Source organism: Pseudomonas aestiva, assembly GCF_039908605.1.
In the GTDB taxonomy this organism is placed as follows: Bacteria; Pseudomonadota; Gammaproteobacteria; order Pseudomonadales; family Pseudomonadaceae; genus Chryseomonas; species Chryseomonas aestiva.
In genome coordinates this window covers 754046-769996 of record NZ_CP150916.1, presented here as the reverse complement: position 1 = coordinate 769996, position 15951 = coordinate 754046, and the positions used below count along the sequence as shown (strand labels likewise).

Sequence of the window (15951 nt, the reverse complement as noted above, 5' to 3'; positions counted from 1 at the left end):
AGCCCCCTCACCCCAACCCTCTCCCTCAGGGAGAGGGGGCTGAAAGCAGACACCGTGCCTTTCGCGCTTTCCTCCTGCTCCGCGAGACTGGAGCGGAGCGAGAGGCCAAACCGGAACACCCGCCCTTCCCCCTCTCCCCCTGGGAGAGGGTCAGGGTGAGAGCAAAACAGAACACCCTGCGGTGCAGGAATACTCCCTGCACGAGGCAACAGGATGCCACCCGCTCTTCCCCCCTCTCCCCCTGGGAGAGGGTCGGGATGAGGACAAACCAGAACACCCTGCCGTCCAGGAATAACTCCCTGCTCGCGGCAACAGGATGCCACCCGCGCTTCCCCCTCTCCCCCTGGGAGAGGGTCGGGGTGAGGGCAAACCGGACCACCTTTATTCGGGATTCACACTTATGAAAATCTCCCGCCAAGCCTATGCCGACATGTTCGGCCCCACCACCGGCGACCGGGTGCGCCTGGCCGATACCGAGCTCTGGATCGAGATCGAAGAAGACCACACCGTCTACGGCGAAGAAGTGAAATTCGGCGGCGGCAAGGTCATCCGCGACGGCATGGGCCAGAGCCAGCTGCTGGCGGCCGAGGTGGTGGATACCGTCATCACCAATGCCCTGATCGTCGATCACTGGGGCATCGTCAAGGCCGATGTCGGCCTCAAGCAGGGCCGCATCCACGCCATCGGCAAGGCCGGCAACCCGGATATCCAGCCCGGTGTCAGCGTGCCCATCGGCGCCGCCACCGAGGTCATCGCCGGCGAGGGCATGATCCTCACCGCCGGTGGGATCGACTCCCACATCCACTTCATCTGCCCGCAGCAGATCGAAGAGGCGCTCATGAGCGGCACCACCACCATGATCGGTGGCGGCACCGGCCCGGCCACCGGCACCTATGCCACCACCGTGACCCCCGGTCCCTGGCACATGGCGCAGATGCTCAAGGCCGCCGACGCCTTCCCGATGAACATCGGCTTCACCGGCAAGGGCAACGCCAGCCTGCCCGGGCCGCTGGAAGAGCAGGTCCGCGCCGGCGCCATCGGCTTGAAACTGCACGAGGACTGGGGCACCACCCCGGCCGCCATCGACAACTGCCTGGCGGTGGCCGATCGCTTCGACATCCAGGTGGCCATCCACACCGACACCCTCAACGAATCCGGTTTCGTCGAGACCACCCTGGGCGCCTTCAAGGGTCGCACCATCCACACCTACCACACCGAGGGCGCCGGGGGCGGCCACGCGCCGGACATCATCAAGGCCTGCGGCTTCCCCAATGTGCTGCCCAGCTCCACCAACCCGACGCGGCCCTTCACCAAGAACACCATCGACGAGCACCTGGACATGCTCATGGTCTGCCACCATCTGGACCCGAGCATCGCCGAGGACGTGGCTTTCGCCGAGAGCCGCATCCGCCGCGAGACCATCGCCGCCGAGGACATCCTCCACGACCTCGGCGCCTTCGCCATGATCAGTTCCGACAGCCAGGCCATGGGCCGCGTCGGCGAGGTCATCACCCGCACCTGGCAGACCGCCGACAAGATGAAGAAGCAGCGCGGCCCGCTGCCCGAGGACACCGCTGGCAACGACAATTTCCGGGTCAAGCGCTACATCGCCAAGTACACCATCAACCCGGCGATCACCCATGGCATCAGCCACGAGGTGGGCTCCATCGAGGTGGGCAAGTTCGCCGACCTGGTGCTCTGGCGCCCGGCCTTCTTCGGGGTCAAGCCGACGCTGATCCTCAAGGGCGGCGCCATCGCGGCCAGTCTGATGGGCGACGCCAACGCCTCCATCCCCACCCCGCAACCGGTGCACTACCGCCCGATGTTCGGCAGCTACGCCGGCATGCTCCACGACACCAGCCTGACCTTCATCAGCCAGGCCGCCTTCGACGCCGGGGTGCCCGAGCAACTGGGGCTGAAGAAGCGCATCGGCGTGGTCAAGGGTTGCCGCACCGCGCAGAAGAGCGACCTCATCCACAACGGCTACCTGCCGACCATCGAGGTCGATCCGCAGAACTACCAGGTCAAGGCCGACGGCCAGCTGCTCTGGTGCGAACCGGCCGAGGTGTTGCCGATGGCGCAGCGGTATTTCCTGTTTTAACGAGGCCTGTTCCAAAGGCACGGCCTGTTGGGCTTCGCTGCGCTCAACCCAACCTACAGGTGTCCAACGTCGCTTGGGCACCCGTAGGTTGGCGCTGAGTGTAGCGAAGCCCAACACGATCAACTCTCACCGCTCGCCCACCGCCCAGTCCTCATCGCGATGTCCTGCCCAATCCACCGGCAGGACGCCCGCTCGCACATAGCGATGAATGGACGAATGGGGCCACTCCACCGCCCTAGGCGCATGGCCGTGCTTCACCGGGTTGAAATGGATGTAGTCGAAATGTCGCTGCAGATCCTGCTCGTCCCGAATCCGGTGCTCCCAATAGCGTCTTTGCCAGACTCCGCGTTCGCGTTTCAGCCGGCGCGATAGATTCACCGTCTCCAACGGCGGTAACTGACGCGAGAAGCCTGCCTTGATCAGGCTCCAACGCAGCGGATAGTCACCATCGTCATCTGGCAGGCGCCAGAGCGCGTGCAGGTGATCGGGGAGGACCACCATGGCGAGGATATCGAAGGGATGCCGGACCTTTACCTCGCGCACGGCCTGCTTGAGCGATCCGATATGGTCGACGAGCAGAGTGGCCGAGCGGTCGTTGAGATTGAGCGTGAAAAAGAAGATGCCGCCCGCGGCACGGCTGCGTCGATAGTCCAAGATCACCGTCCCTGGTGAATGGAAAGTCGCAGTCTAGAGCCTTTTTCAGGGCTTTTGGATAGATCGTGCCTGTTGGGCTTCGCTGCGCTCAGCGCCAACCTGCGCGGTTCAACCATCCACGTTGTACCCAGTCAACATTAGGCACCCGCAGGTTGGGTTGAGGCGGCTCCACCGCCGAAGCCCAACACACCGCAGCAGGCATGGGCGCCGTTGGGCTTCGCTGCGCTCAACCCAACCTACGGACTCAGCCGCGACTGATCGGCGCCGCCGGGGCTTCGGCGCGGTCGTTGCGGTCGTAGGTGGCCTTGTCCAGCTGGCCCATCCAGCGTGCGGTCAGGGTGCCGGCGGTCATGGAGCCGTTGACGTTGAGGGCGGTACGGCCCATGTCGATCAGCGGCTCGATGGACACCAGCAGCGCCACCAGGGTGACCGGCAGGCCGAGGGCCGGCAACACGATCAGGGCGGCGAAGGTAGCACCACCACCTACGCCCGCCACACCCGCCGAACTCAGGGTGACGATACCCACCAGGGTGGCGATCCACAGCGGATCGAACGGATTGATGCCCAGGGTCGGGGCGACCATCACCGCCAGCATGGCCGGATAGAGACCGGCGCAGCCGTTCTGGCCGATGGTGGCACCAAAGGAGGCGGCGAAGCTGGCGATGGCCGGCGGTACGCCGAGACGCTCGGTCTGGGCCTCGATGCTCAGCGGGATGGTCGCCGCGCTGGAACGGCTGGTGAAGGCGAAGCTCAGCACCGGCCAGACCTTGGGAAAGAAGCGCGCGGGCGACAGGCCGCTCAGGGTCAGCAGCAGCGCGTGCACGCCAAAGAGGATGCCCAGGCCCAGGTAGGAGGCGATCAGGAAGGTGCCCAGCTTGAGCACGTCCTGGGGACTGGCGGTGGCGACCATCTTGGTCATCAGCGCCAGCACGCCGTAGGGGGTGAGTTGCAGCAGCAGGCGCACCAGCTTCATCACCCAGGCCTGGAGCACGTCGATGCCGGCCAGCACCTTCTCGCCACGCACCGGATCGTCGCGCTGCAGGCGCAGGGCGGCGACGCCGAGGAAGGCGGCGAAGATCACCACACTGATGATGGAGGTGGGATTGGCACCCGTGAGATCGGCGAAGGGATTCTTCGGAATGAAGGACAGCAGCAGTTGCGGCACCGACAGATCCGCCACCTTGCCGACATAGCTGTTCTGCAGGGCGGTCAGGCGCGCGGTCTCCTGGGCGCCTTGCACCAGGCCCTCGGCGCTCAGGCCGAACAGCCAGGTGACCAGCACCCCGACCAGGGCGGCAATGGCGGTGGTGAACAGCAGCGTACCCAGGGTCAGCAGGCTGATGCGCCCCATGGACGAGGCCTCGCGCAGCCGCGCCACGGCGGCCAGGATGGAGGCGAACACCAGCGGCATGATGCTCATCTGCAGCAGCTGCACATAGCCGTTGCCGACCAGGTTGAACCAGCCGATGGAGGTCTTGAGCACCGGGGCGTCATGCCCGTAGACGAATTGCAGCACCAGGCCGAAGGCCACGCCCAGGGCGAGACCAATGAAGACGCGCACGGCCAGGCTCCAGCCGGTGTTGCGGGTACGCGCCAGCAGGCCGAGCAGCACGGCGAAGGCGACGAGGTTGAGAACGAGAGGCAGATTCACACGAGGTCTCCAGAACGGCGCCCGACACGACCGCCGGACGAAAAGGCGGCGATGGTAGCAGCTCGGGCCGCCTCGGCTTAGATCGAGGTGCTATCACCTGATAACGGGAGGAGCGGTCCTATCGCCGGGGTGAACGGCGCTCGTCCAGGGCATTGCGCTGCTAGAGTTCAGCCAACCGGGAAATGACGCCCGGCCCTGCCACATCAGAAAAGGAATACTCCATGCAACGTTTCGCCAAGCTCGCCGCTTCCTTCGCCCTCGCCGCCGCCGTCGCTGGCTGCACCGGCACCGCGATGAAGACGCAGAACCTGGATCCGTCGCAGTACACCGTCGTCGGTCATGGCGAGGGCAAGGCTACCGGTCTCATGATCCTGGGCTTCATTCCGGTCCAGCAGAACGACCGCTTCGTGCGCGCTCAGCAGGCCGCCATCAAGTCCCGCGGTGGCGATGCGCTGATCAATGCCCAGGTGCAGGAAAACTGGTTCTGGGCCTACGTCCTGAGTGGTTTCACCACCACCGTTTCCGGCGACGTGGTCAAGCTCAAGCGCTGAGCCCCATCCGTCCGATCGACGCCGCCCATCGAGGCGGCGTTTTTGCGCTAGGCTGATCGCTTCTTTCCGAGGAAGCCGACCATGACCGCGACCCTGATGAAACTCCCGCTGCAATCCATCGACGGCGAAACCCTGACCCTGGAGCGCTACCTGGGCAAGGTGCTGCTGGTGGTGAACGTTGCCTCCAAGTGCGGCCTGACCAGCCAGTACGAAGGCCTGGAACGCCTCTATGAGGCCCAGCGCGAGCGCGGCCTGGAAGTGCTCGGCTTTCCCGCCAACGACTTCAAGCAGCAGGAGCCGGGCAGCGACGCCGAGATCAAGGAATTCTGCACCCTCACCTATGGTGTGCAATTCCCGCTGTTCGCCAAGCTCAGCGTGGTGGGTGAAGACAAGCATCCGCTCTATGCCGAACTGACCCAGGCGCAACCCGAGACGACCGGCGACGGCCCCTTCCGCGAGCGCATGCTGAGCCGTGGCGGCAACCCCAATCCCAAGCCCGAGGTGCTGTGGAATTTCGAGAAATTCCTGATCGGGCGGGATGGTGAGGTGGTGGGGCGCTTCGCGCCGGATGTGACCGCGGATGATCCGCGGTTGGTGGCGGCCATCGAGGCGGAATTGGCGAAGGGCTGAGGACTGGTATTGGTAGGTTGGGTTGAGCGGGAGCGAAGCCCAACGAGGCTAGAGTTGATTGATATTGGTGCCCTAGCTGCTTAGCGAGCTTTGCTGATGGCTCTTGTTTCGCCCACCCGGGCGACTCACTTTTTTCAGTCGCGAAAAAAGTAAGCAAAAACGCTGCCCCCACGTTTCGGCCCTCTGCTGCGCTCCGGGTCCCCTCGCTCCGGCGCCGCTCCTGGGGGGCGGCACGAAGGGGCCTTCTGCCCCTCGCGCCTTGCTCGGCGTCCTGCCTCGCATCCCCCTCCGTGACACCTGCACTCGGCCTCACTGACGGGGACGGGACGCCAGCCTGAAATTTTAGGAGCGTTTACAGGGAGGCCATCGCGATTCGTAGCGTGGAAAACCGCCCAGCGTTTTCCACTGATGAGCTTGATCGAGAAAGCGGACAAGGCTTCGCCGTTGTCCACGCTACGGGCTACGGGCTACGGGTGACGCGTTCTTCAACCAACACTTTCAGGCTAGCGAATCGCCCCGTTCAGCAGGGCGAACGCTAGTGCCGTGGAGTGGGTCGAGCCGCATGGATGCGGCGAGAGGTCCAGTGGGCCATGGACGGCCCATCTGGACCGACCCCGGAACGGCGCTGGCGTGAGCGGACCTGGAGCGAAGCGAAAGGCCGGATGGTGGGGCAAGCGTTTTTGGTTACTTTTTTTGGCGACTGCAAAAAGTAACTCGCCCGGGTGGGCGAAACAAAAACTCTCCAAACACTCAATAACCAGCCATGGCACCTACTAAACAAGCGTGAGGCCTTGCAATGTTGGGCTTCGCTAACGCTCAACCCAACCTACAGGCGTCTTCTGCACAAGAGGTCGGATTGCGACGGTCGACCGCCACAACCCAACCTTCCCCTTACCCCCGCTGCAACACCCCGCGCATGGAGCCGAAATGCCCCGGGAAGGAACAGAAGAAGCTGTATTCCTTGCCCGCTTCCAGGGCCCCGGTATCGAAGGTCACGGAGTCCTTCTCGCCGCCGCCCAGCATGCGGGTGTGGGCGATGATGCGTTCGTCGCCCTCGGGCAGGTAGCCCTTGTCTTCGCCCGCGTTCATGCCGGCGGCGTCGACGGCCGAGGCGTCGGTGGAGCGGGTCAGCACCCAGTTATGGCCCATGACGTTCTTCGGCAGGCTGCCGTTGTGGATCAGCTCGACGGTAAAGGTCTTGCACGAAGCCGGGACCTGGATCGAGGCGCGGCTGTAGGTCATCTGGTCGCCGGCTTCGATCTGGGTGGTACAGCTGTCGGCGGCCCAGGCGCCGGTACTTCCCAGGGCGAACAGTGCGGCGGCAAAAAACGTGGATTTCATGAACCCTCCGGATGCGTGAAAGTCGCCAGTCAGACCGATGCGAGGGTGGCGGGTTCCAGCGGCCATGGCAAGGGCACCGCTTCGCTCTATCGCCTCCATCGAAACCTTTGCCAGGTCGCCGGGCCTCAGCTCTGGGTACTATCCCCCCATCATCCGCCAGCCAAGGACGCCCGCCATGACCCTTACCGCCCTGCTGCACGAGTTGTTCGCCAACTATGCCCAGGCCGCCAGCGGCAATGCGCCGGAGGTCGCTTTCCTCGCGCGATGAGGGTGCTTTGCTGCGGCGGAGCGGGCGGCTAGGCTAGGCGCTTTGCCTGCCTAGGAGTCCCCATGTCACTGAAAACCGTCTGTGTCTTCTGTGGCGCCAAGCCCGGTGCCTCGCCTGTCTTCGCCGAAGCCGCCGCGCACCTCGGGCGCACCCTCGCCGAGCGCGGCCTCACCCTGGTCTATGGGGGCGGCAAGGTCGGCCTGATGGGTGTGGTCGCCGATGCCGCCCTGGCTGCCGGTGGCGAAGTCATCGGCATCATTCCCCAGAGTCTCAAGACCGCCGAGCTGGGCCATACCGGCTGCACCCGCCTGGAAGTGGTCGACGGCATGCATGCGCGCAAGGCGCGAATGGCGGAACTGGCCGATGCCTTCATCGCCCTCCCCGGCGGCCTGGGCACCCTGGAAGAACTCTTCGAGGTCTGGACCTGGGGTCAGCTCGGCTATCACGCCAAGCCCATGGGCCTCCTGGAGGTCGATGGCTTCTATGCCCAGCTGGAAGGCTTCCTCGATCACCTGGTCGCCCAGGGCTTCGTCGCCGCGCCGCATCGCGCCATGCTGCAGGTGGAAGCTTCACCAACGGCCCTGCTAGACGCCCTCGCCGCCTGGCAGCCCACGGTGGCACCGCGCTGGGCCGAATCGACACCCCGCTAGGTCGGTACACCGCCCGTCCCGGATCTCGAACCCTCGCCGCTTGTGGCCTGTCGGTACTGACAGGCCCGCAAAAGTTACCGCGACGAGGATTCTTCCATGACCGATTTCCCGAAAGCCCCGATGCCGGAACAGCAGCAGGCCGTTCCCGGCCTGCAATCGCGCATGAATCCGGTACCGGATTGCGGCGAGCAAAGCTACAAGGGTTCTGGCCGTCTGGCCGGCAAGAAGGTGCTGATCACCGGTGGCGACAGCGGCATTGGCCGCGCCGTGGCCATCGCTTTCGCCCGTGAGGGCGCCGATGTCGCCATCAGCTACCTGAACGAGCACGAAGACGCCGAGGACACCGCCCGCCTGGTGCGCGAAGCCGGCCGCGAGGCGCTGCTGCTGCCGGGTTGCCTGTCCAAGCGCGAGCAGTGCCTGGCAGTGGTGGACCAGACCGTGGCCGCCTTCGGCCGTCTCGATGTGCTGGTCAACAACGCCGCCTTCCAGATGACCCACGAGACCCTCGAAGAGATTCCCGACGACGAGTGGGTCTACACCTTCGATGTGAACATCACCGCCATGTTTCGCATCACTCAGGCCGCGATAAAGCACATGGGCCCGGGTGGCTCCATCATCAACACCACCTCGGTGAATTCGGACATGCCGCGGCCGACGCTGCTGGCCTATGCCACCACCAAGGGCGCCATCGCCAACTTCACCGCCGGCCTGGCTCAGCTACTCGGCGAGAAGGGCATCCGCGCCAACAGCGTGGCTCCGGGGCCCATCTGGACCCCGCTGATCCCGGCCACCATGCCGCCCGAGCAGGTCAAGGAGTTCGGCGGCAACACCCCGCTGGGCCGTCCCGGCCAGCCGGTGGAACTGGCACCGGTCTACGTGATGCTGGCGTCGGACGAATCCAGCTACACCTCGGGCGCGCGCATCGCCGTCACCGGCGGCAAGCCGATCCTCTGACCAGCCCTGCACCCTGGCACAGGCCGGGGTCGCCCCTTCTTTCTTCCGTATCCGGAGCCCGCTCGTGAGCGACCATCCCAAACCCCCGCTGAAACCCCAACCCCAGACCTTTCCCGGTTCCGAAGCACGCATGGATCCGCAGCCCGACAGCGGCGCTGCGAGCTACCGCGGCTCGGGTCGCCTGGCGGGCAAGAAGACCTTGATCACCGGTGCCGACAGCGGCATCGGTCGCGCCGTGGCCATCGCCTTCGCCCGTGAGGGCGCCGATGTCGCCATCGCCTACCTGGACGAGCACGAGGACGCCCAAGAGACCGCCCGCCTGGTCACCGAGGCCGGGCGCCAGGCCGTGCTGCTGCCGGGCGATCTGGCCGAGCGCCAGACCTGTTTGGACGTGGTGCAGAAGACCGTCGAGGCCTTTGGCCGCATCGACGTGCTGGTCAACAACGCTGCCTTCCAGCAGGTGCGCGACAGCCTCGACGAGATCCCCGACGAGGAATGGGTGCATACCTTCAACGTGAACATCCATGCCATGTTCCGCATCACCCAGGCGGCGCTGAAGCACATGCCACGCGGCGGCTCCATCATCAACACCGCGTCGATCAACGCCGACATCGCCCCGCCGACCCTGCTGGCCTATTCGGCCACCAAGGGTGCCATCGCCAACTTTACCGCGGGTCTGGCGCAGCTGCTGGGCGAGAAAGGTATCCGCGCCAACAGCGTGGCCCCTGGCCCGATCTGGACGCCGTTGATAGTCAGCACCATGAAGCCGGACGAACCTGAGCAATTCGGTAGCAGCACGCCGCTGGGTCGCCCTGGCCAGCCGGTGGAACTGGCGCCGGCCTATGTGCTGCTGGCGTCCGATGAGGCGAGCTACATCTCCGGTGCCATGCTGCCGGTGACGGGCGGGATGCCGGTGCTCTAAAGGTTTTGGCCGGGGTGCCTGGGTTTGCCCTCACCCCGGCCCTCTCCCGGAGGGAGCGGGGGGTAGCTCCGTAAGCTGGGTTGAGCACAGCGAAGCCCAACGTTGAACATCCAGCAGCGTTGGGCTTCGACGATGGAGCCGTCTCAGCCCAACCCACGGAATTTTCTGCCCTACGCATCCATGCCGGCGACCGGAAGCCTCGGTCAAACGCCCCCTCTCCCTCCGGGAGAGGGTTGGGGTGAGGGTCGCGCGGATACTCTACGGCTGCAGGTAGCGCACCATCGCATCGCCGATCATGGTCTTGTGCCGGCGCAGCACGGCCGGTTCTTCCATGTCGATGTCGTGAATGTGGCCGAAGGTGTGCCGGTTGGAGACGCGATAGAAGCAGAACGAGCACATCAGCAGGTGCACATCCACCGCGTCCAGCCCGCTGCGGATCTCGCCGCTGGCTTCGCCGCGCGCCAGGATGCGGCGCAGGGCCTCCAGCGCCGAGGAGTTGAGGCTGGAGATGGTCTCGGAGTGCGCCAGGTGGCGACCACGGTGGATGTTCTCGATGCTCACCACGCGGATGAAGTCGTCGTGGCTGCGATGGTGCTCGAAGAGGAATTCCGCCAGGGTGCGGATCGCCTCAAGCGGCGGCAGGCGGTCCAGTGGCAACTCGGCCTCGTTGCCGCGCACGTCGCTGTAGAGCTTTTCCAGCACCGTCAGGTAGAGCTGCTCCTTGCTGCCGAAGTAGTAGTAGATCATCCGCTTGGAGGTATGGGTGCGCTCGGCGATGGCGTCCACCCGCGCCCCGCTCAGCCCCAGGTCGGCGAACTCGGCCACGGCGGCGGCGAGGATGGCCTGGCGGGTCTTCTCGGGATTGTTCTTGCGCGGGGTACGGAGCGTGGGCGCGAGCGCCGGGGTGTCCTGCATCGGGCTGACTCTTGTCGGAGGAGAGGCGCGGGCACCCGCAGGTGCCCGCCTGGCTCAGAATTCCAGGGGTGCCGGGCGGCCCTGGCGGGCCTGCAGCATGGCCGCCAGGCGGACCGGGCTGTTGGCCGCGCCGTAGCCACTGTAATCCTTGCGCTGGAGGATTTCGAAGAAGAATCGGTCGGCGAAGGACTCGGTGTAGACGTGAAACAGCTCGCCACCCTGGGCGTCACGGTCGTAGAGCACGTTGTAGTAGGCCAGCCGACTGAGGAAGTCGTCGTCGAAATCGAAGCGCGCGCCCAGGTCGTCGTAGTAGTTCATCGGGATCTCCAGCAGGGGCACCCCGGCGGCCTTGGCCTGTTCCACCGCCAGGAAGATGTCCTGGCAGGCGAAGGCGATGTGATGCACCCCCGAGCCGCGATAGCTGGACAGTGCCCGGGCGATGGCGGTGTTGCGATTCTCCGAGATGTTCAGCGCCAGGCGCACGCTGCTCTCGCGATTCTTCAGCGCACGGCTCTTGACCAGGCCATAGGGGTCCGGGACCACCACCTCGTCATCGGCGCTGAAGTCGAACAGGCTCTTGTAGAACAGCACCCAGCTGTCCAGCGCATCGGCCGGCAGGGCGATGGCCACGTGGTCGACATGCGTCAGACCGAGCCCTCCGCTGGCGCCGGCGCTGACATCGAAGTCGGTGTCGTAGAGACTGCGGCCATCCACGCCGCGATCGGCGAGATAGATCAGACTGCCGTCCGGTGCCCGCACCGCCGGGATCTCCCGCTCGTTGGGGCCGACCAGGCCGCGATAGGGCTGCGCCCGGTACTGCTGGGCGCGCTCCAGGGCGGCCTGGCTGTCCGGCACGCGCAGGGCCATGGCGCACAGCGAGGGGCCGTGGGCCTCGAAGAAGTTGTGGCCGAAGGAATAGGGTTCGGCGTTGAGCACCAGGTTGATCTCGCCCTGGCGCAGCAGGGTGACGTTCTTCGAGCGATGCCGCCCGGCCTGGGCGAAGCCCAGCTTGCCCAGCCAGCGCGCCAGTTCAGCGCCATGGCCGTTGTCCACGGCGAATTCGAGGAATTCGGTGCCTTCCAGGCGCGGCGCCGCGGGCGGGGCGAATAGCGGCGCCGCGACCGGGGTCTCTTCGCGCTGCAGCCGCGCGGCGGTCTGCTCTTCCAAGTAGAGCAGGGATCTCAGACCATCGGCGGCGGTGGCGCGGGTCTGGGCGGCGCGGAAACCGTCGTTGAAGATCTCCAGTGACAGCGGTCCCTGGTAGCCGGTCTGCAGGATGGGCGCGAGGAAACCGGCCAGGTCGAATTCGCCCTGCCCCGGGAAGCAGCGGAAATGCCGACTCCACTCCAGCACGTCCATCTGCAGCAGCGGCGCATCGGCCATCTGCACGAAAAAGATCTTGTCCCCCGGGATCTGCGCGATGGCCGCCGGATCGCCACCGATGGACAGGGTGTGGAAGCTGTCGAGCAGCACGCCGAGATTGGGATGATCGACCGCCTTCACCAGGCGCCAGACCTGCTGCCAGGTGTTGACGTGGCGCCCCCAGGCGAGGGCCTCGTAGCCGATGCGCAGTTCGCGCCGAGCGGCGCGCTCGGCCAGCAGCTGCAGGTCGTCGGCGATCAGGCGCTCGTCGCCGAGGCTGTCGGCGGCGGTGTTGCTGCACACCAGGATGAGGTCGGTGCCCAGTTCCTGCATGAGGTCGAACTTGCGCTCGGCGCGGTCGAGATTGCGCTGCAGGCGCTCGCGGCGATTGCCCTCGAAGTCGCGGAACGGCTGGAACAGGGTGATGGCCAGCCCCAGGTCCTGGGCGCGCTGGCGGATCTCCCGCGGGCTGGCCCCGGAATACAGCAGGTCGTTCTCGAAGATCTCCACACCGTCGAAACCCGCCGCGGCGATGGCCTCGAGCTTCTCGGTCAGGGTGCCGCTGATGGATACGGTCGCGATGGAACGCTGCATGCCGGTGCTCCTGTGTTGGACGGCCACGCCGCGGGACATGCGGGCAGCGTGGCGCGGATTCGTCGGGTCTGGCACCGATTATTCGTGGCACCGCGGGGCCCAACAATGGATTATGTACGAACCGGTTAGTTTCTGTTCGCTGATCGAACATTTGGTCATCCGGCGAATTGACCGGGCCCGGCAGCGACTCGCACTATGGATCGCAGAGCCCAGCGCTCGTCGCTTCCGCCGCGTCGACCATAACAAGACAAACAAGAGTGTGCGTCCATGCCCCAGCTATCCACGTTATCCTGCGTGCCCCGTCGCGTCTGCAGTCCCACCGCGCTCAGTCGGCGACGGCCAGGCTAGGTCTTCCCGTCCTTTTCATCTTCGGCTCCCGCGACCCGAGCGAGTTCGTGCGCGGCGCTGAAACCCTCCTGGCCTGACAATAAAATTCCGGAGACAACCATGGCCACTACCGCCTCCCCCGGCTCCCAAGCCAAGAAAGCCACCGCCAGCGGCTGGATCGGCTCGGCGCTGGAATACTACGACTTCTTCATCTACGCCCAGGCGGCGGCGCTGATCTTTCCGCAGATCTTCTTCCCCTCCAGCGATCCCAAGATGGCCATCGTCGCCTCCCTCGCCACCTATGGCGTGGGCTATCTGGCGCGGCCGGTCGGCGCCTTCGTGCTCGGTCACTGGGGCGATACCCGCGGTCGCAAGAACGTCCTGCTGCTGTGCATGTTCCTCATGGGCATCGCCACCATGGCCGTGGGCCTGCTGCCCACCTACCACCAGATCGGCATCCTCGCGCCCATCCTGCTGGTGGTGCTGCGCCTGATCCAGGGCTTCGCCGTGGCCGGCGAGATCTCCGGGGCCAGTTCCATGGTGCTCGAACACGCGCCCTTCGGCCGACGTGGCTACTATGCGAGCTTTACCCTGCAGGGGGTGCAGGCCGGCCAGGTGATGGCCGCTGCGGTGTTCCTGCCGCTGGCCTACTTCATGCCCGCCGATGCCTTCAACAGCTGGGGCTGGCGCATTCCCTTCCTGCTCAGCGCCTTCGTCCTCCTGGCCGGCTTCATCATCCGCCGGGAAGTCCAGGAGACGCCTGCCTTCGTCAAGGAAGAAGCCAAGACCGGCACCGCCACCGTGGCCAGACGCTCGCCCATCGGCGAAGCCCTGACCACCAGCTGGAAGGCCATGATCCTGGTCGCGCTGATGGCGCTGATGAACGTCATCCCGGTGGTGGCCACCATCTTCGGCGCCGCCTACGCGGTGCAGCCGGCCTATGGCATCGGCTTCGACAAGAGCGTCTACCTGTGGATACCGGTGGTGGGCAACATCGTCGCCGTGCTGGTGATCCCCTTCGTCGGCAACCTCTCCGATCGCATCGGCCGCCGGCCGACCATGATCGGTGGCGCCCTGGGTTCGGGTCTGCTGGCCTTCGGTTACCTCTATGCCATCAGCATCCACAACCTGCCGCTGGCCTTCCTCATGTCGCTGCTGATGTGGGGCGTGGTCTACCAGGGCTACAACGCGGTCTTCCCCAGCTTCTACCCGGAGCAGTTCCAGACCCGCTACCGCGTCTCGGCCATGGCCATCGCCCAGAACATCGGCACCATGCTCACCGCCCTGCTGCCGGCCCTGTTCGCCCTGGTCGCCCCGCCCGGCACCGACAACATCTGGCTGGTGGTCGGTAGCCTGGCCTTCGGCGTGACCTGCCTGTCGGCCCTGGCGGCCTACCTGTCGCCGGAAACCTACCGGGTACCCATGAGCGATCTGGGCAAGCCGGGCGCCGTGCAGATGGACAAGCACGCCTATGATACGGCCCGTCAGGACAGCCTCAAGGCTAGCGTCTGACCCCTCGCGAGCCCTCGCCTGGCGAGGGCTCCGCCCTGCTACCTTGGTAGCCTTGCCGTAAGACATACGTTGTCATATAACTAATCGACCGAACGCCTCGGTCGCTGCTTTCCGATAATTCAAATAAGAAAGGAATCTCTCATGTCGCCTGCACCTTCCTAGCCGTACCTCGCACCACCGCCCTACCCGCCCTCGTCAGATGCCGCCTCCGCGCCGGCAGGGCACCCCTTACCTACAAGAACAAGGAACACCATGAGCACTCGACTCGCTTCCGGCCGGCTCGCCCGTGCCTGCGCCGCCTTCGCCGCTCTCGCCAGCACCACGCCACTGTGGGCCGCGGACGGTTTCATCGAAGGCACCAAGGCCACGCTCAACCTGCGCAACTTCTATTTCAATCGCAACTTCGTCGATCCGGCCTACACCGCGCAGAACAAGGCCGAGGAATGGACCCAGAGCTTCATCTTCGGCCTGACCTCCGGCTACACCCAGGGGCCGGTGGGCTTCGGCATCGATGCCCTGGGGCTGTATTCGGTCAAGCTCGACGGTGGCGCCGGCACCTACGGCACCCAGCTGTTGCCGACCCATGCCGGCAACGAACCGGCCAAGGATTTCGGCCGCCTGGCGGTGGCTGCCAAGGCCAAAGTCTCCAAGACCGATATCAAGGTCGGCGAGTGGTTCGCCGTGCTGCCGATCCTCAGATCCGACGACGGCCGCTCGCTGCCGCAGACCTTCCAGGGCGCGCAGATCCACTCTACCGAGATCCAGAACCTGGAACTCTGGGGCGGCCAGATGCGCCAGAACAGCCCGCGCAACGACGCCAGCATGGAAGACATGTTCATGCAGGGCCGCGCCAATGCCACCTCCGACCGCTTCAACTTCGTCGGCGGCGAATACAAGTTCAACGAGAAACGCACCCAGATCGGCCTCTGGTACGCCCAACTCGAAGACATCTACAACCAGAAGTTCATCAACCTGATCCACTACCAGCCGGTGGGCAGCTGGACCCTGGGCGCCAACCTCGGCTACTTCATCGGCGACGACGACGGCTCCGCCCGCGCCGGTGCCCTGGATAACCGTACCGCCTATGCGCTGCTCTCGGCCAAGCAGGGCGGCGGCACCTTCTATGTCGGCCTGCAGCGCGTCAGCGGCGACAGCGCCTGGATGAGGGTCAACGGCACCAGCGGCGGAACCCTGGCCAACGACAGCTACAATTCCAGCTACGACAACGCCCGGGAGCGCTCCTGGCAGGTGCGCTACGACCACAACTTCGCCGCCTTCGGCGTGCCGGGTCTGACCCTGATGAACCGCTACCTCAGCGGCGACAACGTGCACACCGGCACCATCACCGACGGCAAGGAATGGGGTCGCGAATCCGAGGTGCAATACGAGGTGCAGAGCGGCCCGCTGAAGAAGCTGCTGATCCGCTGGCGCAACTCCAGCATGAGACGCGACTACAGTGCCAGCGGCTCCTTCGACGAGAACCGCATCATCCTCAATTACCCGATCTCGGTGTTGTAGG

13 protein-coding genes are annotated in these 15951 nt (G+C 65.4%); 8 read left to right on the top strand and 5 right to left on the bottom strand.

Going from position 1 to position 15951, the window contains the following annotated elements; genetic code table 11:
- The first annotated feature begins 400 nt into the window (after positions 1–400).
- Positions 401–2101, top strand: coding sequence for an urease subunit alpha (ureC, locus tag AABM56_RS03585; protein WP_133862178.1), 1701 nt, complete (start codon positions 401–403; stop codon positions 2099–2101).
- Between the two features lie 126 nt (positions 2102–2227).
- Here ureC and AABM56_RS03580 read toward each other — a convergent pair whose 3' ends face one another.
- Together AABM56_RS03580 and AABM56_RS03575 are read right to left on the bottom strand one after the other, a co-directional pair.
- Positions 2228–2758, bottom strand: a complete 531-nt coding sequence (locus tag AABM56_RS03580) for a transposase (RefSeq protein WP_218568717.1) — start codon at positions 2756–2758, stop codon at positions 2228–2230.
- A gap of 241 nt (positions 2759–2999) precedes the next feature.
- Positions 3000–4406 carry an L-cystine transporter gene (locus AABM56_RS03575; protein WP_133862180.1) on the bottom strand — a complete coding sequence of 469 codons (1407 nt, stop codon included), beginning with the start codon at positions 4404–4406 and terminating at the stop codon, positions 3000–3002.
- Positions 4407–4627: 221 nt separating this feature from the next.
- On the opposite strand from AABM56_RS03575, the gene AABM56_RS03570 reads away from it, so the two are divergent.
- Positions 4628–4957 (top strand): hypothetical protein, encoded by a 330-nt coding sequence (locus AABM56_RS03570; RefSeq protein WP_133862181.1) that lies wholly within the window; start codon positions 4628–4630, stop codon positions 4955–4957.
- 81 nt (positions 4958–5038) lie between these two features.
- Positions 5039–5587, top strand: coding sequence for a glutathione peroxidase (locus AABM56_RS03565; protein ID WP_133862182.1), 549 nt, complete (start codon positions 5039–5041; stop codon positions 5585–5587).
- An 891-nt stretch (positions 5588–6478) separates the two neighbouring features.
- Here the strand turns inward: AABM56_RS03565 and azu are convergent.
- Positions 6479–6928: an azurin gene (gene azu, locus AABM56_RS03560; protein ID WP_133862183.1), complete on the bottom strand. Its 450-nt coding sequence runs from the start codon at positions 6926–6928 to the stop codon at positions 6479–6481.
- Positions 6929–7258: 330 nt separating this feature from the next.
- Between azu and AABM56_RS03555 the strand changes: the two genes are divergently transcribed.
- From AABM56_RS03555 to AABM56_RS03545, 3 genes are all read left to right on the top strand, one after another.
- Positions 7259–7846, top strand: coding sequence for a TIGR00730 family Rossman fold protein (locus AABM56_RS03555; protein ID WP_133862184.1), 588 nt, complete (start codon positions 7259–7261; stop codon positions 7844–7846).
- Positions 7847–7942: 96 nt separating this feature from the next.
- The gene (locus AABM56_RS03550) at positions 7943–8800 is read left to right on the top strand and encodes an SDR family oxidoreductase (protein WP_133862185.1); all 858 of its coding nucleotides are present in this window, start codon (positions 7943–7945) and stop codon (positions 8798–8800) included.
- A 64-nt stretch (positions 8801–8864) separates the two neighbouring features.
- Positions 8865–9722 carry a glucose 1-dehydrogenase gene (locus tag AABM56_RS03545; RefSeq protein ID WP_133862186.1) on the top strand — a complete coding sequence of 286 codons (858 nt, stop codon included), beginning with the start codon at positions 8865–8867 and terminating at the stop codon, positions 9720–9722.
- A 258-nt stretch (positions 9723–9980) separates the two neighbouring features.
- Here the strand turns inward: AABM56_RS03545 and AABM56_RS03540 are convergent, their stop codons facing one another.
- Positions 9981–10637, bottom strand: coding sequence for a TetR family transcriptional regulator (locus AABM56_RS03540; RefSeq protein ID WP_133862187.1), 657 nt, complete (start codon positions 10635–10637; stop codon positions 9981–9983).
- Positions 10638–10691: 54 nt separating this feature from the next.
- The gene (quiC, locus tag AABM56_RS03535) at positions 10692–12593 is read right to left on the bottom strand and encodes a 3-dehydroshikimate dehydratase QuiC (RefSeq protein WP_347883838.1); all 1902 of its coding nucleotides are present in this window, start codon (positions 12591–12593) and stop codon (positions 10692–10694) included.
- Between the two features lie 447 nt (positions 12594–13040).
- On the opposite strand from quiC, the gene AABM56_RS03530 reads away from it, so the two are divergent.
- Positions 13041–14432, top strand: a complete 1392-nt coding sequence (locus AABM56_RS03530) for an MFS transporter (protein ID WP_133862189.1) — start codon at positions 13041–13043, stop codon at positions 14430–14432.
- 252 nt (positions 14433–14684) lie between these two features.
- On the top strand, positions 14685–15950 hold the full coding sequence (locus tag AABM56_RS03525) for an OprD family porin (protein WP_133862190.1): 1266 nt from the start codon (positions 14685–14687) through the stop codon (positions 15948–15950).
- Position 15951: the final 1 nt, after the last annotated feature.